At 74.2% G+C, this 25667-nt stretch carries 18 protein-coding genes; 4 read left to right on the forward strand and 14 right to left on the reverse strand.

Annotated features, from left to right (window positions below):
- Positions 1–6: 6 nt before the first annotated feature.
- Both IE180_RS24680 and IE180_RS24685 read right to left on the reverse strand, forming a co-directional pair.
- Positions 7–2229: an IucA/IucC family protein gene (locus tag IE180_RS24680; RefSeq protein WP_229860827.1), complete on the reverse strand. Its 2223-nt coding sequence runs from the start codon at positions 2227–2229 to the stop codon at positions 7–9.
- Positions 2230–2267: 38 nt separating this feature from the next.
- Positions 2268–3725 (reverse strand): diaminobutyrate--2-oxoglutarate transaminase family protein, encoded by a 1458-nt coding sequence (locus tag IE180_RS24685; RefSeq protein WP_190159134.1) that lies wholly within the window; start codon positions 3723–3725, stop codon positions 2268–2270.
- Between the two features lie 328 nt (positions 3726–4053).
- Here IE180_RS24685 and IE180_RS24690 point away from each other — a divergent pair, with 328 nt between their 5' ends.
- Together IE180_RS24690 and IE180_RS24695 are read left to right on the forward strand one after the other, a co-directional pair.
- On the forward strand, positions 4054–5226 hold the full coding sequence (locus IE180_RS24690) for a trypsin-like serine peptidase (protein ID WP_190159135.1): 1173 nt from the start codon (positions 4054–4056) through the stop codon (positions 5224–5226).
- A 118-nt stretch (positions 5227–5344) separates the two neighbouring features.
- Complete coding sequence (locus tag IE180_RS24695; protein WP_190159136.1) at positions 5345–6517, forward strand: trypsin-like serine peptidase; 1173 nt, start codon at positions 5345–5347, stop codon at positions 6515–6517.
- Between the two features lie 90 nt (positions 6518–6607).
- On the opposite strand, the gene hflX is transcribed toward IE180_RS24695, so the two are convergent.
- From hflX to miaA, 6 genes are all read right to left on the reverse strand, one after another.
- On the reverse strand, positions 6608–8101 hold the full coding sequence (gene hflX / locus IE180_RS24700) for a GTPase HflX (protein WP_190159137.1): 1494 nt from the start codon (positions 8099–8101) through the stop codon (positions 6608–6610).
- Positions 8102–8361: 260 nt separating this feature from the next.
- Positions 8362–9852 (reverse strand): M1 family metallopeptidase, encoded by a 1491-nt coding sequence (locus tag IE180_RS24705; protein WP_190159138.1) that lies wholly within the window; start codon positions 9850–9852, stop codon positions 8362–8364.
- 279 nt (positions 9853–10131) lie between these two features.
- Complete coding sequence (locus IE180_RS24710; RefSeq protein ID WP_190159139.1) at positions 10132–12285, reverse strand: RelA/SpoT family protein; 2154 nt, start codon at positions 12283–12285, stop codon at positions 10132–10134.
- A gap of 174 nt (positions 12286–12459) precedes the next feature.
- Entirely contained in the window at positions 12460–13338 is an 879-nt protein-coding gene (dapF, locus tag IE180_RS24715) for a diaminopimelate epimerase (RefSeq protein WP_190159140.1), read from the reverse strand.
- A gap of 321 nt (positions 13339–13659) precedes the next feature.
- Positions 13660–14172 (reverse strand): hypothetical protein, encoded by a 513-nt coding sequence (locus tag IE180_RS24720; RefSeq protein ID WP_190159203.1) that lies wholly within the window; start codon positions 14170–14172, stop codon positions 13660–13662.
- A 108-nt stretch (positions 14173–14280) separates the two neighbouring features.
- Positions 14281–15219 (reverse strand): tRNA (adenosine(37)-N6)-dimethylallyltransferase MiaA, encoded by a 939-nt coding sequence (miaA, locus tag IE180_RS24725; RefSeq protein WP_190159141.1) that lies wholly within the window; start codon positions 15217–15219, stop codon positions 14281–14283.
- 292 nt (positions 15220–15511) lie between these two features.
- On the opposite strand from miaA, the gene IE180_RS24730 reads away from it, so the two are divergent.
- Entirely contained in the window at positions 15512–15778 is a 267-nt protein-coding gene (locus tag IE180_RS24730; protein ID WP_190159142.1) for an antitoxin, read from the forward strand.
- Between the two features lie 91 nt (positions 15779–15869).
- Here the strand turns inward: IE180_RS24730 and IE180_RS24735 are convergent, their stop codons facing one another.
- The 3 genes from IE180_RS24735 to IE180_RS24745 all read right to left on the reverse strand — a co-directional run bounded on the left by IE180_RS24735 (position 15870) and on the right by IE180_RS24745 (position 20278).
- Positions 15870–16592 (reverse strand): class III extradiol dioxygenase subunit B-like domain-containing protein, encoded by a 723-nt coding sequence (locus IE180_RS24735; protein WP_190159143.1) that lies wholly within the window; start codon positions 16590–16592, stop codon positions 15870–15872.
- A 419-nt stretch (positions 16593–17011) separates the two neighbouring features.
- Positions 17012–18541: a tRNA (N6-isopentenyl adenosine(37)-C2)-methylthiotransferase MiaB gene (gene miaB / locus IE180_RS24740; RefSeq protein WP_190159144.1), complete on the reverse strand. Its 1530-nt coding sequence runs from the start codon at positions 18539–18541 to the stop codon at positions 17012–17014.
- A gap of 651 nt (positions 18542–19192) precedes the next feature.
- Complete coding sequence (locus IE180_RS24745; RefSeq protein ID WP_190159145.1) at positions 19193–20278, reverse strand: CaiB/BaiF CoA transferase family protein; 1086 nt, start codon at positions 20276–20278, stop codon at positions 19193–19195.
- A 150-nt stretch (positions 20279–20428) separates the two neighbouring features.
- On the opposite strand from IE180_RS24745, the gene IE180_RS24750 reads away from it, so the two are divergent.
- Positions 20429–20845, forward strand: a complete 417-nt coding sequence (locus tag IE180_RS24750; RefSeq protein ID WP_190159146.1) for an organic hydroperoxide resistance protein — start codon at positions 20429–20431, stop codon at positions 20843–20845.
- Positions 20846–20977: 132 nt separating this feature from the next.
- On the opposite strand, the gene hemL is transcribed toward IE180_RS24750, so the two are convergent.
- From hemL to hemA, 3 genes are read right to left on the reverse strand one after another with little or no spacing between them, the layout of a single operon-like run.
- Positions 20978–22279, reverse strand: coding sequence for a glutamate-1-semialdehyde 2,1-aminomutase (gene hemL, locus IE180_RS24755; RefSeq protein ID WP_190159147.1), 1302 nt, complete (start codon positions 22277–22279; stop codon positions 20978–20980).
- Entirely contained in the window at positions 22276–24330 is a 2055-nt protein-coding gene (locus IE180_RS24760; RefSeq protein ID WP_190159148.1) for an acetate--CoA ligase family protein, read from the reverse strand. Before IE180_RS24760 ends, hemL begins: the two co-directional genes overlap by 4 nt.
- Positions 24327–25667 carry a glutamyl-tRNA reductase gene (gene hemA / locus IE180_RS24765; RefSeq protein ID WP_190159149.1) on the reverse strand — a complete coding sequence of 447 codons (1341 nt, stop codon included), beginning with the start codon at positions 25665–25667 and terminating at the stop codon, positions 24327–24329. Before hemA ends, IE180_RS24760 begins: the two co-directional genes overlap by 4 nt.

The raw sequence follows: 25667 nt of genomic DNA on the forward strand, positions 1-25667 counted from the left end.
ACGGGTTCAGGCGCGGAGGGGGTTGGTGACGGTGACGTAGACGGACTGGGTGTCGACGGGTCCGACGAGCTCGTCCAGGCCGTGCAGGCGCGTGAGGAGGTTGGCCTTGCTGCGCAGGGTCGCGGCTTCCAGGAGCCGGTGCGGAAGGGGGGAGCCGAGGCTGGTGGCGGAGGTGAGGAAGCTGCGGAAGGCGGCGAGCAGGACGCGTTCGTCGGCGAGGCCCTGGGCGCCGAACGCGCCGATGAGACCGAGGACGTTGTTGATGCCGAGGTAGTAGGCGAAGCGCTCGTCGGTGACCTGGTCGGAGACGAAGGTGTCGCTGTCGTCGCCGATGCCGGGGAGGCGGCTCTCTAGCTCGCCCCGGTGGGACTCGCGGAAGTAGTACCCCTGGTTGTCGCGGTAGCGGCCGCCGATCGGCCAGCCGTTCGGGTCCAGGAGCACCAGGGTGTTCTGCTGATGGGCCTCCAGGGCGATGCCGGCGTGGCCGTCGAGCCAGAGGACGGGGCGGACGACCTGGTCGAGGTAGCGGAGGAACCACTCGGCGGCGACGGCGGTCGTGGGGCGGCCCGTGCGGGTGGAGAGCCGTCCGATGACGTCGGCGAGCCGGGAGCGCATGGCGGTGGAACCGGGCCAGGGCCGGGGGGTCGTGAGGGAGGCGATGCAGACGGCGTCGTCGCCGGGGCCGAAGGGGTTGTGGCGGATCATGACGTCGAGCCCGGGGACGGGGGCGCCGTCCGGAGCGTCGACGGCGAGCCAGGCGGGGTCGCGGACGATGTCGAAGCCCGGGTGGGCGGCCTGCCACTCGTCGACGAGGCCGGTGCGGAGCAGCCGGTGGACCTCGACGCCGCGGTGGAGTTCTTTGCGGAGGTTCTCGCGGCGGGAGTTGGTGATGCGCAGACCGAGGGAGAGCTTGAGCATGGCCCGCGCGCCGGGGCGGTGCACGGTGCGGACGGAGGAGGTGGGGTGCCAGGGGGTGCCGTGGGGGCCCAGGTCGTGGAGGAGACCCGCGTCCAGGAGGGCGCGGACGTCGGGGCGGTGCAGGAGCTCACGGGCCTGCCAGGGGTGCAGGGGCAGGGGGATGGTGCCGGTGGGGAGGGCCAGCCCTTCGGTCAGTCCGGAGGCGAGCTGTTCGGCGGTGACGGGCCGGCCCTGTTCGGTCCAGGCGGAGTCGGCGGCGAGGACGGTGCGGTCGACGGCGAACCAGTGGAGGGGGAAGGAACCGTGCAGTTCGGGTGAGTAGAGGCGCCCCTCGGCCTCGGAGAGCCCTTCGCGGCTCTTGGGCGTGGGGTGGAGCGGGTGGCCGAGCAGCAGGGACTGTTCGGCGGCGAGGAAGAGGTCGGCGTCCGGGTGCGGTTCGGGCCTGCGGCGGCGCTCGGCGAGGAAGTCGGCGGTCCGGCGCGCGGAATCGGCGACACGGCCGACGAGGTCGGTCCCCTCGGAGCGGCCCGTCTCCCGGCTGAGCAGGGCGGCCACCGTGACGGCGTCGGCGGCCGGCGCCGTTGCCGGGAGTCCTTCGAGGGTGGGGGTGCCGAAACGGTGCCAGCCGGTGGGCGACCAGTAGCGGACGGGGACGAGGAGGGCGGTGCCGCTGGCGTCCAGGGGGATGCGCAGGGTGGTGGATCCGGGGGCCGGCAGGTTCTTCTCCCGGACCCAGCAGCGGAGGAGGTTCTCGACGGCGGCGGCGTCGGCGGCGCGCCGCGGGTCGTGGTCGTCCAGCGGGTCGGGGGCGTCCAGCGGGTCGGGGGCGCCGGAGGGGCGAAGGGGGCTGGGCTCGTACGGGCCGGTGTGCTGGCGCGGGACGGTGGGCTCGTCGGAGCCGACCGGGTCCGGCCCGGTCTCCTGCCCCTGGACGTCTCGCCGGTCGACGTGGGGGGCCGCGGGGGAAAGGGCCTCCGCGGGAAGGGGCGCCGTGCGGGGGGCCTCGGGGTGGACGGCCTCCGAGCGGGGGACCTCTCCGTGACGGGTCTCCGGGCGGAGGGCCTCCCCATGGCGCGCCCCCGAACGGAGGGCCTCCGGGCGGGAGGCCTCCCCGTGGCGGGCCTCCCGGCGGGGGAGCTGTCCGTGGAAGGCCTCCGTGTGGCGGGGCTCGGCGCGAGGGGGCTCTGTGTGGTGGGGCTCTGTGCGGTGGGCCTCCGCGTGGTGGGCCTCGGGGCGGGGGGCGTCCGTGTGGTGGGGCGTCTCCAGAGGACGGTCGGTGGTGGGAGCCGGGGAGGTGGGGGTGGCGTTCACGGGGGTTTCCTTGGGGGTGGGGGCCGGGGCGGTCCGGGTCAGTGGGACGGACCGGAGGCGTTCCGGGGGGTGGTGGCCCCACGGGGGGCGGGCGGGTGGGGGGTGTGGGCCCGTTCGGCCGCGGCCAGGGCGTCGGCGAAGCGGTCCAGGACGGCGGTGGCCTGCTCGTCGGTGAGGGTGAGCGGGGGCAGGAGCCGGACCACCGCGGAGTGGCGGCCGCCGAGTTCGACGATGAGGCCGCGGACGAGGCACTCCTGCTGGACGGCGAGGGCCAGCGCGGGGGCGGGGGGCGGGACGGAGTCGTCCGGTCCGGCCGCGTCGGGATCGACGAGTTCGACGCCGATCATCAGCCCCCGGCCGCGGACCTCGCCGACGCAGGGGTGGGCGGAGGCGAGGCCCTGGAGCCGGCCGAGCATCCCGGCGCCGAGGGTGCCGGCCCGTTCGGCGAGCCTGTTCTCGCGGACGTACGCGAGGGTGGCCGTGCCGGCGGCCATGGCGAGCTGGTTGCCGCGGAAGGTGCCGGCGTGGGCGCCCGGTTCCCAGACGTCGAGTTCCGACCTGTAGACGATGACCGCGAGCGGGAGGGAGCCGCCGATGGCCTTGGAGAGGACCATCACGTCGGGCACGACGCCGCTGTGCTCGACGGCCCAGAAGGCGCCGGTGCGGCCGACGCCGGTCTGGACCTCGTCGACGACCAGGGGGATGGAGCGGTCGGCGGTGATCCGGCGCATCCGGCGCATCCAGTCGTCGGGGGCGGGAATGACCCCGCCCTCGCCCTGGACGGCCTCGACGATCATTCCGGCGGGGGTGGTGACACCGCTCTTGGGGTCGTCGAGGAGGTTCTCGGTCCAGCGGGCGGCGAGTTCGGCTCCGCGCTCGCCGCCGACGCCGAAGGGACAGCGGTACCGCTGCGGGTAGGGCAGCCGGGTCACGCGGACGTCGGGCGCTCCGCCGGAGGCGTCGAGGGCTCCGGCCGTCATGCCGTGATAGGCGCCGGTGAAGGCGAGGAGTCCGCTCCGGCCGGTGGCGGTCCGGACGAGTTTCAGGGCCGCCTCGACCGCGTCCGTGCCCGCGGGGCCGCAGAACTGGATGCGGGCGTCGTCGGCGAGCGCGCCGGGGAGGGTGGCGAACAGTTCGGAGGTGAAGGCGTCCTTGACGGGGGTGGCGAGGTCGAGGACGTGGAGGGGCGCGCCCGAGTCGAGCACCTTCCTGATGGCTTCCAGGACCACGGGGTGGTTGTGGCCCAGGGCGAGTGTCCCGGCGCCGGACAGGCAGTCGAGGTAACGGCGTCCGTCGGCGCCCTCGATGGTCAGCCCTCGTGCCCGCACGGGGACGATCGGCAGGGAACGGGCGTAGGTGCGTGCGGCGGATTCGCGCTGGGACTGGCGGCGCAGGATGCCCTCGTACCCGCCCCCTTGGTCCGTCGGCCGGTCCGTCGGTCGGCTCTGCGTGCGCGCGGCCGGTGGGACGGCCGGAGCTGATTCGGTCACGGCCACGGCTCGGTGTCCTCCCGCTGTAACAGTTGCGTTGCACATCGGGGCGTCGCGGAGCCGTCGCAAAGGCCGTCCTGAACGCCCCCGTCGTGTCCCCCGCCCGTACCAACGACGGGAACCGTCGGGGATCACGGGCCGGAGGGAAGGAACTTGGCGTGTCCCGGATCACGGCACGGCAACGGCCGAACGGTTCCCGGAACCGCCGGTGGGGCGCGTACCGTCCCCTCCGGCACCGGCATAGTGGGGGCCGTCGGTCGCGTCCGCGGGACCCGGCCGCTGTTCGCCCATGCACACATTGCACACGTTGACGTAGTCCCAGGGGGATCACCAGATGCGATCGATTCGTCCGCTGTTGATGGCGGCTTCCGCCGTCGCGGCGCTGACGCTCACCGTCACGGCCTGCGGTCCGAGCGAGGAGAACGCGGGAGACAAGCCCGTCGCTCCCGCGAGCCTGGACCCGGACAGAATAAAGATTCCGGAGGACCTGAAGGACCGCCTGAAGGAACACGGGATCGACCTCGACAAGTGGCGGAACGGCGAGTGGAAGAACTGGGACCGCGACAAGTGGCTGCGTGAGGCCAAGGACTTCGTCAACCCGATCATCGAGGACCTCTGGAACCCGGACCGGATGCGCGAGGCCGAGCGGCCCGACAAGCCGGTCGAGGAGGAGGACATCTCGGGCGACAAGGGCGTCACCGATCCGACTCCGGCCCCGGTGCGGGCGAAGGCCGTGGGGGCGAAGTACCACGCCAACGCCCCCGAGTTCGGCAAGGTCTTCTTCGACGGCCCCGAGGGCTCGATGGTCTGCTCGGCCACGGTGGTGAAGGACCCGGCGCACCCGGGCAAGTCCAACCTGGTCTGGACGGCCGGTCACTGCGTGCACAAGGGCAAGCAGGGCGGCTGGTACCGCAACATCGCCTTCGTGCCCTCGTACAACGACTCGGCGCTGGAGACCTCGGCGCTGGAGAAGGCGACGCGGCAGCAGATCGCCCCGTACGGCGTGTGGTGGGCCGACTGGGTCAAGACCTCCGACCAGTGGATCGCCGAGGGCGCGTCCACCGGCGGCGCCGGTGCTCCCTACGACTTCGCGGTCATCAAGGTGACGCCGGAGAAGGGCTCCTCGGGCAAGTCGCTGGAGGAGACGGTCGGTTCGGCGCTCCCGGTGGAGTTCAACGCCCCCGCCGTGCCGAAGATCGCCGACATGACGGCGACCGGTTACCCGGCGGCGCCGCCGTTCGACGGCCAGAAGATGTTCCAGTGCCAGGACAAGCCGGGCCGGCTGTCCCTGAAGGCGGAGCAGCCCACGATGTACCGGATCGGCTGCACGATGACCGGTGGTTCGTCCGGCGGCGGTTGGGTCGCCAAGGGCGGCGACGGCAAGCCGGCGCTGGTGTCGAACACCTCGATCGGCCCGTCGACGGCCGGTTGGCTCGCGGGTCCGCGCTTCGGTCCCGAGGCCAAGGCCGTCTTCGACGAGGTCAGCAAGAAGTACGCCGGCCAGTAGGCGCGGCGGGCACGGAGGCGGGGCCCCGGGGGTCCCGCCTCCCCCCATGTCCGGTCCGACCGGCATACTGTGCACCGCCCATGACACGTCCATGGCAATACCAACGGGGAATACATTCATGCGTTCCGTACGACTCCTACCCGCCGCCCTCGGCCTGGTCACCGCGCTCACGCTGACCGCCACGGCCTGCGGCCCCACCGAGACCCCGGCCGACGGCAAGCCGGCCGCCGGGACGAGCAGTTCCGCACCCGCCGCCGACGGCGGCGACGCCGGCGGCGACCTCACCGGGGACCTCGCCGACAAGCTCAAGAAGCACGGCGTCGACCTGGACAAGTGGAAGCAGGGCGAGTGGAAGAATTGGGACAAGGACACCTGGCTCCGTGAGGCCGGGGACTTCGTCAACCCGGTGATCGAGGGGCTCTGGGACCCGCCGCGCATGCAGTCGGCGAAGAGCCCGGACCAGACGATCACCGCGCAGGCCGGTGTCGGCGGCACCGACCCGACGCCCCGGCCGGTCAAGGCGCAGCGCGAGAAGACGCCGTACCACAACTACGCGGCCCCGGTCGGCAAGATCTTCTTCGACGCGCCCGAGGGCCACATGGTCTGCTCCGGCACCATCGTGAAGGACCCGCGCCGCCCCGGGAAGTCGAACCTGGTCTGGACGGCGGGCCACTGCGTCCACGCGGGCAAGAAGGGCGGCTGGTACCGCAACATCGCCTTCGTCCCGGCCTTCAACGACCTGGGCAAGTCCCCCGCCGCACTGCAGAACGCGCAGCCGCACGAGGTGTACCCGTACGGCCAGTTCTGGGCCGACTGGGCCGTGACCTCGGGCGAGTGGATCAACGCGGGCGGCACCAACCAGGCCTGGCCGTACGACTACGCCGTGCTGCACGTGCAGCCCGAGCGCGGCTCGAAGTCCCTGGAGGAGACCGTCGGGGCCGCCCTGCCGGTCGACTTCTCCGCGCCGACGGCCGCGCAGGCCGGCACGATGGGCGCCTGGGGCTACCCGGGGGCGCCGCCGTACAACGGCATGATCATGCACAAGTGCCTCGACCGGCCGACGCGCCTCACCACGGCCCCGGCCACGCCGACCATGTACCGGATCGGCTGCACGATGACCGCCGGTTCCTCGGGCGGCGGCTGGTTCCGCGTGCTGCCGAACGGCAGGACGGCGCTCGTGTCGAACACCTCGATCGGCCCGGCCGGCAGCAACGGCTGGCTCGCCGGCCCGCAGCTGGGACGGGGCGCCAAGGCCGTCCACGAGATGGTCAGCAAGAAGTTCGCCCGCTGACCCACCCGAAACAGCAGAGCAGCAGAGCAGCTGAAAAGCAGAAGGCGCCGGTCCTTCCCGTTCGGGAGGGACCGGCGCCTTCGTGTTCCGTCAGTGCGCGGCGGGGACGTACGGCGCGAGCAGCGCCGCCAGTTCCTCGTGCACCCGCGCCTTGAGCAGGGTGCCCTCCGGGGTGTGCTCCTCGGACTCCACCTCGCCCTCGGCGTGCACCCGCGAGACGAGCCCGCCCTGGGTGTACGGCACGAGGGCCTCCAGCTCGACCTCCGGGCGCGGCAGCTCGGAGTCGATGAGCGCGAGCAGCTCGTCGATGCCCTGGCCCGAACGGGCCGAGACCACGATGGAGTGCTTCTCCATCCGCAGCAGGCGCTGGAGGACCAGCGGGTCCGCCGCGTCGGCCTTGTTGACGACGACGATCTCCGGCACGTTCACCGCGCCGACGTCGCGGAAGACCTCGCGCACGGCGGCCAGCTGCTCCTCCGGGGCGGGGTGCGAGCCGTCCACCACGTGCAGGATGAGGTCGGACTCGCCGACCTCCTCCATGGTGGAGCGGAACGCCTCGACCAGGTGGTGCGGCAGGTGCCGGACGAAGCCGACGGTGTCGGCCAGGGTGTAGACCCGGCCGGTGGGCGTCTCGGCCCGGCGGACCGTCGGGTCGAGGGTGGCGAACAGGGCGTTCTCCACGAGGACGCCCGCGCCGGTGAGCCGGTTGAGCAGGGAGGACTTGCCGGCGTTGGTGTATCCGGCGATGGCGACCGACGGCACCTTGTTCCGGCGGCGCTCCTGCCGCTTGACGTCGCGGCCGGTCTTCATCTCCGCGATCTCCCGGCGCATCTTCGCCATCTTCTCGCGGATGCGGCGCCGGTCGGTCTCGATCTTGGTCTCACCGGGGCCGCGGGTGGCCATGCCGCCACCGCCGCCGCCGCCCATCTGCCGGGAGAGCGACTGACCCCAGCCGCGCAGTCGCGGCAGCATGTACTGCATCTGCGCGAGCGCGACCTGCGCCTTGCCCTCTCGGGACTTGGCGTGCTGGGCGAAGATGTCGAGGATGAGGGCGGTCCGGTCGACCACCTTCACCTTGACGACGTCTTCGAGGGCGATGAGCTGGCCGGGGCTGAGCTCGCCGTCGCAGACGACGGTGTCGGCGCCGGTCTCGAGCACGATGTCGCGCAGCTCGCGCGCCTTGCCCGAGCCGATGAAGGTGGCCGGGTCCGGCTTGTCGCGGCGCTGGATCACGCCGTCGAGCACGAGGGCGCCCGCCGTCTCGGCGAGGGCCGCGAGCTCCGCGAGGGAGTTCTCCGCGTCCTGCACCGTCCCGGAGGTCCAGACACCGACCAGCACGACGCGCTCGAGGCGCAGCTGGCGGTACTCGACCTCGGTGACGTCCTCGAGCTCGGTGGAGAGGCCCGCGACACGGCGCAGGGCCGCGCGCTCGGAGCGGTCGAACTGGTCGCCGTCCCGCTCTCCGTCGATCTCGTGGCTCCAGGCGACGTCCTCTTCCATCAGGGCATCGGCCCGAAGGCTCTCGGTACGGCTCGTCTCCGCGAAGCTCTGCTCGTCCTGGGAAGGGGAAGAAGAGGAGGTCATTGGGTCCTTACGTCGATGAGGAGATGTGTGTCTGTGCCGGTCACAACGCCCGCGGGCTCCGGAAGATTCCCGGGCCCGGCCGCGTCGGCCGGAGGATCCGGCCGCGTCACCGACCTGGAGATGGTGTCACGGCCCGTCGGGGCCCGTCACCCGGGTTTCGGAGCGGTCCCCGCCGGGGCCCCGGCGCGCTCCCCGCCCGGGCCCCGGCGCGGCTCCCGCCCGGGCCCGGCGCGACTCCCGCCCGGCTCCCGGCGCGGCCCTCACCCGGATTTCGGCGCAGTCCTCGTGGTCCCGGCGGGACGGCTGCGCCAGTCCGGGTGTCCGGGCATCGGCGGGGTCTTCGCCTCGTACAGCCAGTCGTGGAAGAAGGCGGTGAGGTCCCGGCCCGCGACCTCGCCGGCCAACGCGATGAAGTCGGCGGTGGTGGCGGTGCCGTCCCGGTGCTCGGCGACCCAGCGACGCTCCAGGGTCCGGAAGGCCTCGGTGCCGATCGTCTGGCGGAGCGCGTAGAGGACGAGGGCGCTGCCGTCGTAGACGACGGGCCGGAAGAGGCTGATCTTGTGGCCGGGCAGGGGGGGCTCCGGGGCGGCCGGCGGGCCGCCGGCGGCGCGCCAGCCGTCGGAGGCGCGGTAGGCGGCCTTCATGCGCTGCTCCTGGGACTTGCCGGCGGTCTCCTCGGCGTACAGCGCCTCGTACCAGCTGGCGTGTCCCTCGTTGAGCCACAGGTCGGACCAGGCGCGGGGCGAGACGCTGTCGCCGAACCACTGGTGCGCGAGCTCGTGGACCATGACGGCGTCGACGTACCACTCGGGGTAGCCGGGCTGGGTGAAGATGCCGCGCTCGAAGAGCGAGAGGGTCTGGGTCTCCAGCTCGAAGCCGGTGTCCGCGTCGGCGACGAGCACCCCGTACGTCTCGAAGGGGTACGGGCCGACCTGCCGCTCCATCCACTCCAGGTGGCCGGGGGTGCGGCGCAGCCAGGGCTCCATGAGCTGCCGGTCCGCGGTGGCCACCACGTCCCGCACGGGCAGCCCGTGCGGGCCCTCCCGGTGGACGACGGTGGAGCGGCCGATGGAGATCTGGGCGAGTTCCGTGGCCATGGGGTGCCGGGTGCGGTACGTCCAGGTGGTCGTGGCGCCGTGGTCGACGCGGCCCGCGGGGAGTCCGTTGGCGACGACGGTGAGCTCGCTGGGGGCGGTGACCCGGAAGGTGAACCGGGCCTTGTCCGAGGGGTGGTCGTTGGAGGGGAAGACCCGGTGGGCGGCGTCGGCCTGGTTGGCCATGGCGAGGCCGTCGCTGGTGCGGACCCAGCCACCGCTGGAGGCGGGGCCGGTGGGGTCGCTGGTGTGGGTGACGGTGATCTCGACCTCCTCGCCCGCGTCGATCGGAACGACGGGGGTGACGACCAGGTCCTCGCCGCTGGTGGTGTACGCGGCGGGCAGGCCGTCGACGGTGACGGCGGAGACCGTGCCGTGGGTGAAGTCGAGGTTGAGCCGCTCCAGGTCCGCCGTGGCGCGGGCGTCGATCCGGGTGACGGCGGCGAGGGGCTTGGTGTTCACCCCCGGATAGGTGACGTCGAGCGTGTAGGCGAGGACGTCGTAGCCGGGGTTGCCGAGCTGCGGGAAGAGCGGGTCCCCGATGCCGAGCGGCGCGGGGGCGGGCAGCGCGGCGGCGACGAGTCCGGCCGAGGCGGCGACCAGGACGGCGGAGCGGAGCCACCGCGCGCGGGGCAGGGACGTTCGGACGAGCGGCATGGGCCAGGGCCTTTCCGGAGGAATGGCCCTACGGCTACCAGGACCGCCGCCGCACACCGGGGCGGCGCGCGCGCCGGCCACCCGAAGGGGGTCGTCGGCCGGGGCCGCGCGCGGCGGTCGCCCGGAAGAGCGTCACCGGCTCGGGCCGCGCGAGGGACGCCGGTCCGGGCCGTGAGCAGCGCCGCCGGCTCGGCCCGCCCCGTGCCGGCCGCCCGAGGAACGACGTCGGCCCGGCCCGCGCGAGTGGCGGGATCGGCCCGGCCCGCGCGAGTGGCGGGATCAGCCCGTCCCGCGCGAGTGGCGGGCGCGGCTGACGTCGTACACGCCGGGGACGTCCCGCATGGCCTTCATGAGGGCGGCGAGGCCGGCCGCGTCGGGGAGCTGGAGGGTGTACGTGTGGCGGACCCGCTGCTCGGTGGGCGGCTCGACGTTCGCCGAGACGACGGCGGCGCCGAAGGTGGCGATGGCCTCGGTGAGGTCGGCGAGCAGTCCGGGCCGCCCGAAGGACTCGGCGACGAGGGTGACCCTGCCCCGGGCGGTGTCGCCCCAGCGGACGGTGACGGGCTCGCGGCCGAGGCCGCGCATGGTGTCGACGGCCGAGCAGCGGGCGCGGTGCACGGTGACCGATCCGCCGCGCACCCGGAAGCCGGTGATCTCGTCGGGCGGTACGGGGGTGCAGCAGCCCGCCGGACGGACGGCCGCCGGCGGCTCGCCGTCGAGGTCGGCGTGGAGCTCGGCTCCGGAGCGGCGGTCGGCGGGGACGCTGGGCTGCGGGCGGGGGTCGGTGGGGGCGGGGGGCGCGGCGCTCTCGGGGTGGGCCCGGAGCCAGCCGGTGATCGCGATCCGGGCGGCGGGGGTGCGGGCGTGGTCGAGCCACTCGGGGGATGGACCGGAGACGGCGTCCTGGGCGAGCAGCAGCTGGACGGTGTCGCCGTCGCCGAGGACGGTGCTCAAGGGGGCGAGGCGGCCGTTGACGCGGGCACCGAGGCAGGCGTGGGCGGCCTCGCCGTGCTGCGCGTACGCGGCGTCGACGCAGCTGGCGCCGGCGGGCAGGCTGATCGTGCCGGGGGCGCCGCCGTCCGCGTGGAAGACGGTGATCTCGTCGTCCTCGGCGAGGTCGGCGCGGAGCGAGGTCCAGAAGGTGTCGGGGTCGGGGGCGGACTGCTGCCAGGCGAGGAGCCGGGAGAGCCAGCCGGGGCGGGTGGGGTCGACGCGCTCGCCGTCCTCGGCCGGGGGAAGGCCGGCGGCCGGGGCGGTGCCGTCCGGTTCCTGGCCCACGTGGGGGTTGCCGAGGGCGACGACTCCGGCCTCGGCGACCTTGTGCATCCGGTGGGTCCGGATGAGGACCTCGGCGACGGCGCCGTCGGGGGCCGCGATCGCGGTGTGCAGCGACTGGTAGAGGTTGAACTTGGGTGCGGCGATGAAGTCCTTGAACTCGGAGACCACCGGGGTGAAACAGGTGTGGAGCTCGCCGAGGACCCCGTAGCAGTCGGCGTCCTCCGCGACGAGGACGAGGAGCCGTCCGAAGTCGCAGCCGCGCAGCTCCCCGCGCTTGAGGCGGACGCGGTGGACGGAGACGAAGTGCCGGGGGCGGACGAGGACCTCGGCGCCGATGCCCGCCTCGCGCAGGACCGCGGTGACCTGCTCGGCGACGGCGCCGAGTTCCTCGGCGGCGCCGGGGTGGTCCGCGACGAGCGCGCGGGTGGTCTCGTACTCCTCGGGGTGGAGGATCGCGAAGACCAGGTCCTCCAGCTCGGCCTTGAGGGCCTGGACGCCGAGCCGCTCGGCGAGCGGGATGAGGACGTCCCGGGTGACCCTGGCGATCCTGGCCTGTTTCTCGGGGCGCATCACGCCGAGGGTGCGCATGTTGTGGAGGCGGTCGGCGAGCTTGATCGACATGACCCGGACGTCGCTGCCGGTGGCGACGAGCATCTTGCGGAAGGTCTCGGGCTCGGCGGCGGCGCCGTAGTCGATCTTCTCGACCTTGGTGACGCCGTCGACGAGGTAGGCGACCTCGTCGCCGAACTCGCGGCGCACCTGATCGAGCGTCACCTCGGTGTCCTCGACGGTGTCGTGGAGGAGGGAGGCGGTCAGGGTGGTGGTCTCCGCGCCGAGTTCGGCGAGGATGAGGGTGACCGCGAGCGGGTGGGTGATGTACGGCTCGCCGCTCTTGCGGAACTGGCCGCGGTGCGAGGACTCGGCGAGGACGTACGCCCGGCCGAGCACCGTCAGGTCGGCCTCGGGGTGGTGGGCCCGGTGCGCCTCCGCCACGTGGCCGATGGCGTCGGGCAGCCGGTCGCGGGGCGCCGGTCCCGCGGTGGCGTTCAGCAGGGCGGCGCGGCCGAGGCGGCGCAGGTCGATCCGGGCGCGTCCGCGTCTGCGGACGGTCACGTCGGTGGGGGCGGCCTCGGGGTTGGTGGCCTCTGCGCTCATGGGGCACCTCCGGCAACATCGACCGGCGGTGGCGGGCCAGGCGTGCCCGGGGGGCCGGTGCTTGATGCTACCGACCCCACCACGCGGCGCAGTCACGCTCTCGCCCAGCGTGAAACGGATCACCCATTCGAGCGACAAATCAGTCGTTGACAGTTTCGATTCCGTCGCGCGCGATCACGCCGCCGAGACGAGCCACTCCGGATCGATGGTGCCCTCGGCGACGATCACGGCGGGTCCCGTCATGTCGATCCGGCCGTCGGGGTGCTCGGTGATGACGAGGGTCCCGCCGAGCACGTCGACGGTGTACGTGACGGGGGTGCCGCTCTCGGCGGGGTCGACGCCGTCCCGGCGGGCGGTGGCGACGGCGACGGCGCAGGCGCCGGTGCCGCAGGAGCGGGTCTCGGACGCGCCGCGCTCGTGAACCCGCATGGCGACGTGGCGGGGGCCGCGGTCGGCGACGAACTCGATGTTCACCCCGTCCGGGTAGACCGCGGCGGGCTCGTACGGCGGCTCGTCGTACAGCGTGCCGGCGTGGGCGAGGTCCTCGACGAAGGCGACCGCGTGCGGATTGCCCATGTTCACGTTGCGCGCGGGCCAGCTGCGGCCGTCGACGGTGACGGTGACCCCGGCCTCGGGGAGCACCGCGCGGCCCATGGCGACGGTGACGGAACCGTCCTTGTCCAGGTGGACGTGCTTGACGCCGCCCCGGGTGGCGACCGCGACCTCGCCCGCGGTGACGTGCCCCGCGTGCTCCAGGTAGCGGGCGAAGACCCGGACGCCGTTCCCGCACATCTCGGCGACGGAGCCGTCGGCGTTGCGATAGTCCATGAACCACTCGGCCTCGTCGGCCAGGTGGCGGGCGTCGGGGTGGGCGGCGCTGCGCACGACGTGCAGCAGCCCGTCCCCCCCGATACCGGCCCGCCGGTCGCAGAGGCGCGCCACGACGGCGGGGGGGAGGTCGACGGCGTTCTCCGCGTCGGGGACGATCACGAAGTCGTTCTCGGTGCCGTGGCCCTTGAGGAAGGGGATCGGCGAGGTCTGCGTGCTGGTCACGCGATCAACTGTACGGGGCGGGCCCGACGGCCGACCGCCCCGTCCACGGGCCGGTCCCGCGGAGAGGGGCGCGCCCGGGCCCCCACGACACGGCCCCGCTCTCGCACGGGCCCGGGCCGGGGCGCGGCCGGGACGGGACCGCGTACGGTGCGGGGCGCGGCCGGAACGGGACCGCATACGGTACGGGGCGGAGTCGGATCGGGCTCCGCACGAGACGGGTCCCCGTTCCCTGCAGGGCCGGGGCGTGGTCGGGGCGCGGTCCGGGCGGACACGGGCCCGGGCCGGGGCGCGGCCGGAACGGGACCGCGTACGGTGCGGGGCTCAGCGCAGGCGGGCGACGCGCCAGACCGCCAGGGCGACCAGGGCCGCGATCGTCGACACGTACAGGGCGAGGACGCGCCAGTCCGGACGCTCGCCCGAGCCGCGCTGCGGAAGCCCCGGCCAGGTGTAGCCGACCTTGCGGGCGGCCATCATGCCCCAGCCCGCCGCACAGGAGCTGATCAGCAGGCCGAGCATGGCGACGACGGCACCGCCGTCGCCCGAACCGAAGGCGAGCGGGAAGGCGAACATCAGCGAGCCGACGGCGGCCAGACCCACGATGGGGGCGAGCTGCCAGATCCGCAGCCGGCGCTGGGGGCGCAGCTCGACCTCGACCTCGTCGGCGTCGACCTCGACGGCGGTGCCCACGGCGTCGTCGGGTCCGTCCGGGGTCAGCCCCGGGGGCCCGACGGGGGCGTCGTCCGTCGGGTGGCCCGGCGTGTCGCCCGACGGATCCGCCGTCGGGTCACCCAGAACCGCCTCGTGCTGTTCTCTGTCGCGAGGGCCGGCCTCCATCGCCACGCGCCCTCCCCACTCGGACTCCACTTGGTCGATCGATGCTCGATGATGGCACGCCCATGACCGCCGAAATGACGGACAGTGCGTCCCGATGCCATCACGTGATCAGGCTGTAACCGCTCGTTCGACCAACGACAGCGCCTCCCGCGGGAGTTCCCCGCGGTGATCTGCGGCCCCACTGAGCCAGTGCACCCGCGGGTCGCGGCGGAACCACGAGTCCTGACGGCGCGCGAAGCGCTTCGTGGCCCGCACGGTCTCCGCGCGCGCCTCGTCCTCGGTGCACTCCCCCGCGAGCGCCGCGAGGACCTGCTGGTAACCCAGGGCGCGGGCCGCCGTGCGCCCCTCGCGCAGTCCCCGCGCCTCCAGGGCGCGCACCTCGTCGACGAGACCGGCCTCCCACATGCGGTCCACGCGCGTGGTGATCCGCTCGTCGAGCTCGGGGCGGGCCACGTCGACGCCGATCTGGACGGTGTCGTAGACGGAGTCGGGGCCCGGGAGGTTGGCGGTGAAGGGCTTGCCGGTGATCTCGATCACCTCCAGGGCCCGGACGATGCGGCGTCCGTTGCTGGGCAGGATCGCGCGGGCCGCCTCGGGGTCCGCCTCGGCGAGCCGCACGTGCAGGACGCCGGGGCCGCGCTCCTCGAGCTCGGCCTCCAGGCGGGCCCGGACGGCCGGGTCGGTGCCGGGGAACTCCAGGGCGTCGACGGCCCCCCGTACGTACAGCCCGGAACCGCCGACGAGGACCGGGGTGCGGCCGGCCGCGAGCAGCCGGTCGATCTCGGCGCGCGCGAGGCGCTGGTACTCGGCGACGCTGGCGGCCTCGGTCACGTCCCAGATGTCGAGGAGGTGGTGCGGGACGCCGCCGCGCTCCTCAAGCGTCAGCTTGGCGGTGCCGATGTCCATCCCCCGGTAGAGCTGCATCGAGTCGGCGTTGACGACCTCGCCACCGAGCTGCTGGGCCAGGAACACACCCAGATCGGACTTTCCGGCCGCCGTGGGGCCGACGACGGCGATGACCCGCGGGGCGGGAGCTGCGCTTCTCACCGCCCCAGTCTCGCAAACCTCCCGCCCGGTCCCCCAACGCGCTGCGGAACGGACCCCTCCGGCTTCGCCGCCCGGCGCGGGGGCCAGCCGTGGAGCACCCCGGATCTCCGCCGTCGATCACTGCGGCGCCCCTCCGTCCGAGTACTCTATGGAGTTGATATGTGCGTTTTTGCAATCTTTCGTCGAAAAGGCTCGCCGAAAGAGGCAGGGTGCGGAAGGCACGACACGGAACGAAAGCACGACACGGAACACGGGCCCGCGGGTCCGCGGGTCCGCGGAGGGAAGGTGCTCCATGGGCCTCATGGATTCGCTGAAGGCCAAGCTCGCCCCGGCCAAGGACAAGGTGGCCGACCTCGCGCAGCAGCACGGCGAGAAGATCGACCACGGTCTGGACAAGGCCGCGAAGCTGGTCGACGAGAAGACCAAGGGCAAGTACAGCGACAAGATCCACACCGGTGCGGACAAGGCGAAGGGCGCCATCGACCGGATCGGTCACAAGGACGACGGCACGGCCGGGAGCGGTGGCACGACGACGACACCGCCGCCGCCGACCGTCTGACGGCCGCGTCGTCCGGCAGTCCCTCCGCACGGCGGGCGGGCGCGGAGCATCGTGCTCCGCGACCGCCCGCCGTTCTCGTTCCCGCCGTCCCTCAGGACCAGGCCGCGACGAAGTACCCCACGCCGTACGGGGCGTCGTCGAAGAGCAACCGACCGTCGAGGCCGGCACCCTCCGCCGCACCCGCCAGCACCTGCCAGGAAGCGCGGCCGGCCGCCTTCAGCTCGGACGCGAGCCCGGCGTCCAGCGCGAGCAGCGCCGCCACGTCGGCCGTCCCCAGTGCCCGGGCCGCCTCCGCGTCGAAACCGGCGGCCCGCTCGTCCAGGTAGCCGGGAGCCTTCACCGTCCGGCAGGCACTGCCGTCACCCAGTACGAGGAGGGCGACGCGCTCGGCGGAGGCGGCGAGCTCCCGGCCGGTCCCGGCGCAGACCTCCGCCGTCGTCGAGGCGGCCACGCCCAGGCCCTCGATCGGCGCGTCGGCCCAGCCGGCGCGGGCCAGGAGCCAGGCGCCGACGGCGAGGGAAGGGGGCAGGGGGCGGTCGTCCCCGTCCTGGGCCCGGGACGATTCCGCGCCGAGCCGTACGGAGAGGTCCACGCCGAAGCCGGCGAAGGAGCCCCTCGCGCCGGCCGGATAGCCGCCGTGCGCGCCCTCGTCGGCGGGACCGACGACGTACAGCCGGTCCGGGCGGGCGGCGGCGAGCAGCCCGACGGCGTCCGCGCACGCCGCGCGCGCGGCGTCCAGCTCGGGGGCGGCGCCGGTCGCGACGTCGGGGACGAGGAGGGGAGGGCTGGGGCAGACGGCTGCGGCGACAAGCATGATCCGCAGCCTACTGGGGTGGGAGGTGGGGGTTCGAGGGGACGGGCGGCTCCGCGCCGGGGCGGTGCCCACCCCGCGCCCCCGTTGCGGGCGCGCCCGCCGGGCGGCGCCCACCCCGTTGCGGGCGCGCCCGCCGGGCGGTGCCCACCCCGTTGCGGGCGGTCGTTCCGCTGGGGTGAGGGGGTCCCCCTGCTCGAGCGAAGCCGAGAGCTTGGGGGAGGGTGGGCGCAACGGGACGGCGCCCTTGCCGGCGCCCGAGTCTGCTGCGCCTGGACCCGCACCGACGGGTACGGCGCACACGGGTGCGGGTTCAGGCGCGGAACGCGGAGGCGCCGCTCAGGGCGCCGTCCCGTGTGCCCACCCGTCCCGCCCAGCGGGACGATTGCCCACACGGCGGGTGGGTGGGCCGGGTGGAGGGGTCAGTGGTTGCCGCAGGCCGGGGCCGTCGGGGCCGGGAGGGGGGCCGGGGCGCCGATCGTCGGGAGGCCGAGGAGGACGCCCGCCGGCTTCGCCGCCGCGGCCGCCGTGCGCTTCTCCCAGGCGTCGCCCGCCCGCGTGCGGCGGACGGCGCGCACCGGCCCCTCGGCGAGGAGGTGGTGCGGGGCGGCGTACGTGATCTCGACGGTCACGACGTCGCCGGGGCGCACGCCCCCGTCCGGCTTGGTGAAGTGGACGAGGCGGTTGTCGGGGGCGCGGCCGGAGAGGCGGTGGGTCTCGCCGTCCTTGCGGCCCTCGCCCTCCGCGACCATGACCTCCAGGGTGCGGCCGACCTGCTTCTTGTTCTCCTCCCAGGAGATCTCCTCCTGGAGGGCGACGAGGCGCTCGTAGCGCGCCTGCACGACCTCCTTGGGGATCTGGCCCTCCATGGTGGCCGCGGGGGTGCCGGGGCGCTTGGAGTACTGGAAGGTGAAGGCGTTCGCGAAGCGGGCCTCGCGGACGGTGTGCATGGTCTGCTCGAAGTCCTCCTCGGTCTCGCCGGGGAAGCCCACGATGATGTCGGTGGAGATCGCCGCGTGCGGGATGGCGGCGCGGACCTTCTCGATGATCCCGAGGAAGCGCTCCTGCCGGTAGGAGCGGCGCATCGCGCGGAGGATCGTGTCGGAGCCGGACTGGAGCGGCATGTGCAGCTGCGGCATGACGTTCGGCGTCTCGGCCATGGCCGCGATGACGTCGTCCGTGAAGTCGCGGGGGTGCGGGGAGGTGAAGCGGACGCGCTCCAGGCCCTCGATCTGCCCGCAGGCGCGCAGCAGCTTGCTGAAGGCCTCGCGGTCGCCCAGGTCGGAGCCGTACGCGTTGACGTTCTGGCCGAGCAGGGTGATCTCGGAGACGCCCTCGGCGACCAGTGCCTCGATCTCGGCGAGGATGTCGCCGGGCCGGCGGTCCTCCTCCTTGCCGCGCAGGGCCGGGACGATGCAGAAGGTGCAGGTGTTGTTGCAGCCGACGGAGATCGAGACCCAGGCGGCGTACGCGGACTCGCGACGGGTCGGCAGCGTGGAGGGGAAGGCCTCCAGCGACTCGGCGATCTCGATCTGCGCCTCCTCCTGGACGCGGGCGCGCTCCAGGAGGACGGGCAGCTTGCCGATGTTGTGCGTGCCGAAGACCACGTCGACCCAGGGGGCCTTCTTGACGATGGTGTCGCGGTCCTTCTGGGCGAGACAGCCGCCGACGGCGATCTGCATGCCGGGGCGCGCGGTCTTCATCGGGGCGAGCCGGCCGAGGTTGCCGTACAGCTTGTTGTCGGCGTTCTCGCGGACCGCGCAGGTGTTGAAGACGACGACGTCGGCGTCGCCGTCGGCGCCCTTGGGGGCCCGGACGTAACCCGCCTCTTCCAGCAGACCGGAGAGCCGCTCGGAGTCGTGGACGTTCATCTGGCACCCGTAGGTGCGGATCTCGTAGGTCTTGGTGCCGTCAACGCTCACTGCGGTGCTCCGGTCGCTGCTGCTCGTCATGGCTCCAAGGGTAGGCCGTCCGGGGGGAGCCCCCGGACCGCGCCGGAGCCCGGTCCGCCCCTGCGGTTTTCCGCGGGGTGGCCGGGTGGGAAGCCCCGTACCGGTGGTGAGCTGGGATTTCCGGCGTGGAGCGGTGCCGGGGCGAAGGGCTCCGGGAAGCCGCTCGTCGTCCTCGGAGACCCACCGTGCCGATCACCGCGCTCGTCCCTCACCCGCCCCTCCCCTCCCCCGGCCCTGGCCGGGGGCCCGCCGACGGATCCGCCGGACGGGCCGCCGGGCCCGTCGGCACGACGGGCGCACCGGCGCCGGTGCGGCCGTCGCGCCGGAGAGCTTCTTCCCGCCGCTGCCCGGCGAGGCGATCCGCCCCTGGCCGGCTTCGCCGTCGGGCGGGGCGGCGATCGGCCCGGAGGTGGTGCGCCGGCTCGTCGTGCGCAGCGCCCGCGCCGATCCCCGGCCCGGCTCGCCCGCGCGAGCTCGCCCGCGCGAGCGGGAGGTCCCGGAGGCGCCGGCCCGGGGGTGCGCGAACGCGGCCGTCGCGCGGCGGCCGCACCTCTCGCCGAGCGCGGTGGAGAAGTGCCTCGGCGCCGTCTTCGACGAGCTGGAGCTCCACCGGACCGACGGCTACGGCCGGCGGATCCTGGCGGGCCTGCGTCATCCGGAGGCGTGCGCCCACTCGGTCAGCACCTCGTCGGTGTGCTCGCCCGGGAGCGGGGCGCGGTCCGGGGGCCCGGCCGGGGTGCGGTCGAAGCGGGAGGCGGGGGCCGGCTGGAGGGTGCCGCCGACGTCCACGAAGGCTCCGCGCGCGGCCAGTTGGTGGTGCTCGGCCGCCTCGGCGGCGGTCAGCACGGGGGCCACTCCGGCGTCCACGGCGTCGAAGAGCTTGACCCAGTGCTCGCGGTCCCGGGTCGCGAAGCGGGCGGCGATCAGGGCGCGCAGCTCGGGCCAGGCCGCCGGGTCGGCGCGGTCGGGGAGGGTGCCGTCGTCCGTCAGGCCCAGCTGTTCCAGGAGGTTCCGGTAGAGCCGGGGTTCGATGGCGGCGACGGCGAGGTGCAGGCCGTCGGCGGCCGCGTAGAAGGAGTAGTGCGGGGCGTCGGTGACGGTGTGGTTGCCGGGGACCGCGCGCCACTGGTGGATCAGGGTGGCGATCAGGGCGGCGCCGTCCGCGAGGGCGGTGTCGACGACCTGGCCCCGGCCCGAGCGCTCCCGCTCGTGGAGCGCGGCGAGCAGGCCGTGCACATGGGCGTTGGCACCGCCGGCGAAGCTGGAGAGGTACGCGGTCGGGGGCGGCACCGGCGCCCCGGTCGCGGGGTCGGTGTCGAGGGCGCCGGTCAGGGCGAGGACCGCGAGGTCGTGGGCGGCGTGTCCGGCCCACCCGCCCTGGGCGCCCCAGCCGCTGAGCCGGCCGTAGACGAGGCGCGGGTTGCGGGCGAGGGCCGCCTCGGGGCCGATGCCGAGGCGGTCGGCGACGCCGGGGCGGAAGCCCTCGACGAGGATGTCGGCGTGCTCGGCGAGGGTGAGGGCCCGCTCGGCCCCCTCGGGGCTCTTGAGGTCCAGGGCGACCGAGCGGCGGCCGCGGGAGAGCGGGTTCTCCGGGGGCCGTGCGCCCTCGGGGTCGGTGGGCGCCCTGTCGACGCGTACGACGTCGGCGCCGAGACCGGACAGGACGGTGCCGACGAACGCGGTAGGCGCCGAGCCCGCGAATTCCAGTACGCGCACCCCGGCCAGCGGTCCCGTCATGTCCAACTCCCTTGAATTCATGGATCGGTGGTGCTTCCCACGCTATTCGGCGGCGTTCCGGAAAAGACTGCGGAGATCCGTAGCGCCGGGAATTCGGCAGCGCCGGAGACTGGGGGAATTCCCCTTCTCCGCTTTCGAAAGGCATGACGCATGGCCGTCGTCTACACCGCCGAGGTCGCTTCCACCGGAGACGGGCGCAACGGCGCCGTGCGCTCCTCGGACGGACTCCTCGATCTGCCGCTGTCGAGCCCCAGGGCCGTCGGCGGTTCCGGCACCGCGACCAATCCCGAGCAGCTCTTCGCCGCCGGCTACGCCGCCTGCTTCCACAGCGCGCTCCGGGTCTCGGCGCGCGAGTCCGGGACCGTGCTCACGGACGACGCGGTCACCGCCGAGGTCGCGCTGCACAAGGAGGAGAGCGGTTTCCACCTGTCGGTGGTCCTCACCGTCGCACTGCCCGGCCTCGACGCCGCCGAGGCGCGGCGGCTCGCCGACGCCGCCCACGGCCGCTGCCCGTACTCGAAGGCGATCCGGGGGAACGTCGAGGTGCGGATCGATCTCGCCGACTGAATCGTCCGGCAGCCCGCCGGACCGCCCGGCAGCCGCCCGCGTCACCCGGCACAGGAAGAGCCCCCGTGGATCACGGGGGCTCTTCCTCCTGTACGACCCTGTCCGTACGACCCTGCCTGTACGCCCCTGCCGTCAGCGCCTCGCCGCCGCCGCGGCGGCCGCCGCGGCCGGGAGCGCCTCGACCACCCGGCTCACGGCCCGGTCGTCGTGCGAGGCCGAGACGAACCAGGCCTCGAAGGGCGAGGGCGGCAGATAGACGCCCTGCCGCAGCAGCTCGTGGAAGAACGGGGTGTAGCGGTACGCCTCGGTGGCGCGGACCCCGTCGAAGTCCACCACCTCGTCCTCGCCGAAGAAGACCGAGAACATGGTGCCGGAGTACTGCAGCCGGTGCGCCACGCCCTCCTTGGCGAGGGCGGCGGAGACCTCGGCGCCGATCGTGGCCGAGACCTCGTCCAGCCGCTCGTACACCTCGGGGGTGCTGTGCCGCAGGGTGGCGAGGCCGGCGGCGGTGGCGACCGGGTTCCCGGAGAGGGTGCCCGCCTGGTAGACGGGGCCCGCCGGGGCGAGGTGGGCCATGACGTCCGCGCGTCCGCCGAAGGCCGCCGCGGGGAAGCCGCCTCCCATGACCTTGCCGAAGGTCAGCAGGTCGGGGGCGACGCCGTCCCGGCCGTACCAGCCGGAGCGGCTGGCCCGGAAGCCGGTCATGACCTCGTCGGAGACGAACAGCGCGCCGTGGCGGGCGGTGATCTCCTTCAGGCCGGCGTTGAAGCCGGGCAGCGGGGGGACGGCGCCCATGTTGCCGGGGGCCGCCTCGGTGATGACGGCGGCGATCTCGTCGCCGATCTCGGCGAAGACCTTCTCGACCGCCGTCAGGTCGTTGTAGGGCAGGACGATCGTGTCGCTCGCCTGGGCTCCGGTGACGCCCGGGGTGTCGGGCAGCGCGAAGGTCGCGAGGCCGGAGCCGGCCGAGGCGAGGAGCGCGTCGACGTGACCGTGGTAGCAGCCGGCGAACTTCACGATCTTGGAGCGGCCGGTGAAGCCGCGCGCCAGGCGGATCGCCGACATCGTCGCCTCGGTGCCGGAGCTGACCAGGCGCACCTGTTCGACGGGGGCGACCCGGTCGACGATCTCCTCGGCGAGTTCGACCTCTCCGGTGGAGGGGGCCCCGAAGGAGGTGCCCCGTTCCAGGGCCCGGGTGACCGCCTCGACGACGGCGGGGTGGCGGTGGCCGAGGATCATCGGGCCCCAGGAGCAGATGAGGTCGACGTACTCGTTGCCGTCGCTGTCGGTGAGGTACGGGCCCTGGGCGGAGGCGATGAAGCGGGGGGTGCCGCCGACGGCGCCGAAGGCGCGGACCGGGGAGTTGACGCCGCCGGGGGTGACCTTGCGGGCGCGCTCGAAGAGGGCCTTGCTGTGCGTCTCTCCCGTGCTCATCGGGCCGTCTCCTCGGGGGCGTCGAAGCTCAGGGCGGCGTCCAGGACGACCGCGCCCTTCGTGAGGACCCGTACGGGGTTGAGGTCGAGGGCGAAGCCGGCCGGCCAGTCCTGGACCAGTTCGCCGACCTGGTGGAGGAGTGCGGCGGCGGCCCCGACGTCCACGGCGTCCCGGCCCCGGACGCCGGCGAGCACCTTCGCGCCGCGCAGCCCGGCGAGGAGCTCGGCGCCCTCGCCCGGCGCCAGCGGCAGGAGGCGGTGGCCGACGTCGTCGAGGACCTCGGTGAAGATCCCGCCGAGGCCGGCGGTGAGCACGGGGCCCAGGTCGGTGGTGTGGACGCCCACGATCAACTCGACCCCCTCGTCGACGAGTTCCTCGACGAGGACCTGGCCGCCGAGCGCGGCGAGCCGGCCGTACGCCTCGGGCGCGGCCTCGGCGGTGACGCCGATCTCGACGCCTCCCGCCTCCGTCTTGTGGAGCAGTCCGGGCACCACGGCCTTGAGCACCGCCGTACCGCCGGCCTCGGTCACGGCGCGGGCCGCGTCCTCGGCGTCCGTCGCGATCCGGCCCTTCGGCACGGAGATCCCCGCCTCGGCGAGGAGCCGCTTGAGCTCGGGCTCCGTGGCCTCCGCGCCGGGGCCGGGGACGGTCCCGGGGCGGGGGGCGTCCGGGAGCGCACGGGGGCGGCTGACCTCCCAGAGGGCGGCGGCGGCGCGCAGGGCGCGGGCCGGCGTCGGGTACTCGGGCAGCCCGGCCTCGCGCAGGTCGCGCGGGGCGTCGGGGGCGAGGAAGTCGGCGCCGGTGCGGGCGACGAGGATGGGCTTGCCGCCCTTCGCGGCGGCGCGGGAGAGGGCGTCGACGGCCTTCTCGACGTCGGGTCCGGCCATCACGCAGAAGGCGGCGACGATGATGTCGACGGTGTCGTCGGCGATCAGGACGTCGAGGGAGCGGTCGAACAGGGAGGGGTCGCTGAGGACGGTGGCCGTGATGTCGACCGGGTTGTCGATGGCCCCGAAGGCGGGGACGATCTCGGCGAGCGCCTCCTTGCTGCGCGGTTCCAGTGCGCTGAGCTCCAGGCCGTGGGCCTCGACGGCGTCGGCGGCGAGGATGCCGGAGCCGCCGGAGGTGGTGACGACGGCGACGCGGTTGCCCGCGGGGCGCCGCTCGGACTCGAATACCCGGGCCACGTCGAGGAGTTCGTCGATGTCCTCGACGCGGACGATGCCGAGGCCGCGCAGGGCGGCGTCCAGGACCCGGTCGTCGGTGGCGAGGGCGCCGGTGTGCGAGGCGGCGGCGCGGCCGCCCGCCTCGGTGCGGCCGGACTTGAGGAGGGCGACGGGCTTGCCGGAGCCGGCCAGTTCGCGCAGCGTCCCGATGTCGGGGGTGTCCTCCAGGTAGCCGAGGAGGCCGGTGACCTCGGGGACGGCGGCCAGTTCGCGGAGGACTTCGAGGGCGGTGACGTCGGCGTCGTTGCCGGTGCTGACCACCCAGCCGGGGCGCAGGCCCCGCTCCAGGGCGAGGCTGGCGGCGCCGAAGCCGAGGGCGCCGCTCTGGCTGACGAAGGCGAGGGTGCCGGGCTCGAAGGGCACGGACTCGGCGCCGAAGAGCGGGCTGAAGGTGGCGAGGACGCGGTTCTCGTAGCCGACGGCGCCGATGCAGTTGGGTCCGATGATCCGCAGGCCTCCGGCACGGGCCTTGGCGACGACCTCCGCCTGGAGGCGGGCGCCCTCCTCGCCGGTCTCGGCGAAGCCGGAGGAGGCGATGACGGCGAGTTTGACGCCGGCGGCGACGCAGTCGTCGACGGCGCCGGGGACCCGCTCGGCGGAGACCATGATCAGGGCCAGGTCGACGGGGCCCGGGGCGTCCTTGACGCTGGGGTACGCGGGGACGCCGAGGATCTCCGGGGAGCGCGGGTTGACCGGCAGGATCCGGCCCTTGTAGCCGTACCGGAGGAGGTAGTCGAGCGGTTTGCGGCCCAGGGCGCCGGGGCGCTCGCTGGCCCCGATGACGGCGATGGATCCGGCTTCCCAGAGGGCCGAGATGTCACTCATGCGATGGCCTCGATCTTCTTCTCGTTCGTGGTGTCGGTGTCGCCGGCGTCGGTGGGTTCCACCGCGGCGAAGAGGCGGGTGAAGGCGGCGATGTGCCGGGCGCCGTCCGGGTCGGCCGCCAGCTCGCGCACCAGGACGGTGGGCTGGTGGAGGGCCTTGTCGACGATGCGGCGGACGCTGCGGCCGATCTCCTGCCGGGCCGCGCCGTCGAGCCCGTCGAGGCGGCGGGCGAGCCGGTCGAGTTCGGCCTCGGCGGCCTCGGTGGCGGCGGTGCGCAGGGCGGTGAGGACGGGCTTGGCGCCGGCGAGCCGCAGGCCCGTGCGGAACTGCTCGACCTCGGCGTCGATCAGCTCGTGCGCGGCCTGGACGCTGGCGGCGGAGATCTCGTCCTCCTGGCCCTCCTCCGCGATCCGGCGCAGGTCGACGAAGGTGACGCCGGGCAGTTCCGCCGCCGCGGGCGCGATGTTGTGCGGCAGGGACAGGTCGAGCAGGAACAGTTCGCGGCCGTCCCGGGCGGCGAGCGCCTCCTCCACGTGCCGGGCGGTGACGAGGTGGCCGGTGGCGGCGGTGGCGCCGACGACGACGTCCACCTCGGTGAGCAGCCGGGGCACGTCGGCCAGGTCGTAGCCCGCTCCCCCGGTGGTCTCGGCGAGCCGCTGGGCCTTCTCGGGGGTGCGGTTGGCGACGTGGACCCGGTCGAGGCCGGAGCGGCGCAGGGCGGCGACGACGACGCCGGCGAAGGCTCCGGCGCCGATGACGAGGGCGGTCTTGCCGTGCAGGGAGCCGACGCGGCGCTCGAAGAAGCCGAGTCCGGCGGTGGCGAGCGAGCGGCCGGCCTCGTTGAGCCCGGTCTCGTTGCGGGCCCGCTTGCCGACCCGCAGGGCGGTCTGGACGGCCTTGGCGAGGACCCGGCCGGTCCGGTCGAGCCGCTGGGACCGTTCGAGGCCCAGTTTGACCTGGCCGAGGATCTGGTCCTCGCCGACGACGACCGATTCGAGTCCGGAGGCCACGGCGAAGAGGTGGCGCACGGCTCCGTCGGCGTGGTGGCTGTAGAGGTGCGGGGCGATCTCGGCGGGGTCGACGCCGGTGTGCCGGGCGAACAGTTCGCCGAGTCCGTCGAGTCGGTCCGGATCGGAGGGGGTGGTCCGGGTCTCGGCGTAGATCTCCAGGCGGTTGCAGGTGGAGACGACGACGGCGGCGTCGATGCCGTCGACGGAGGTCACGTCGGAGACGAGTTCCTCGGCGGGCCGGTCGGTGCCGGCGAGTCTCTCCAGGAGGTCGAGCGGGGCGCTGGCGTGGCTGATGCCGAGGACCAGCATGGAGGAGGACGAGGTCAC

This window comes from Streptomyces litmocidini (assembly GCF_014649755.1).
Lineage (GTDB): Bacteria > Actinomycetota > Actinomycetes > Streptomycetales > Streptomycetaceae > Streptomyces > Streptomyces litmocidini.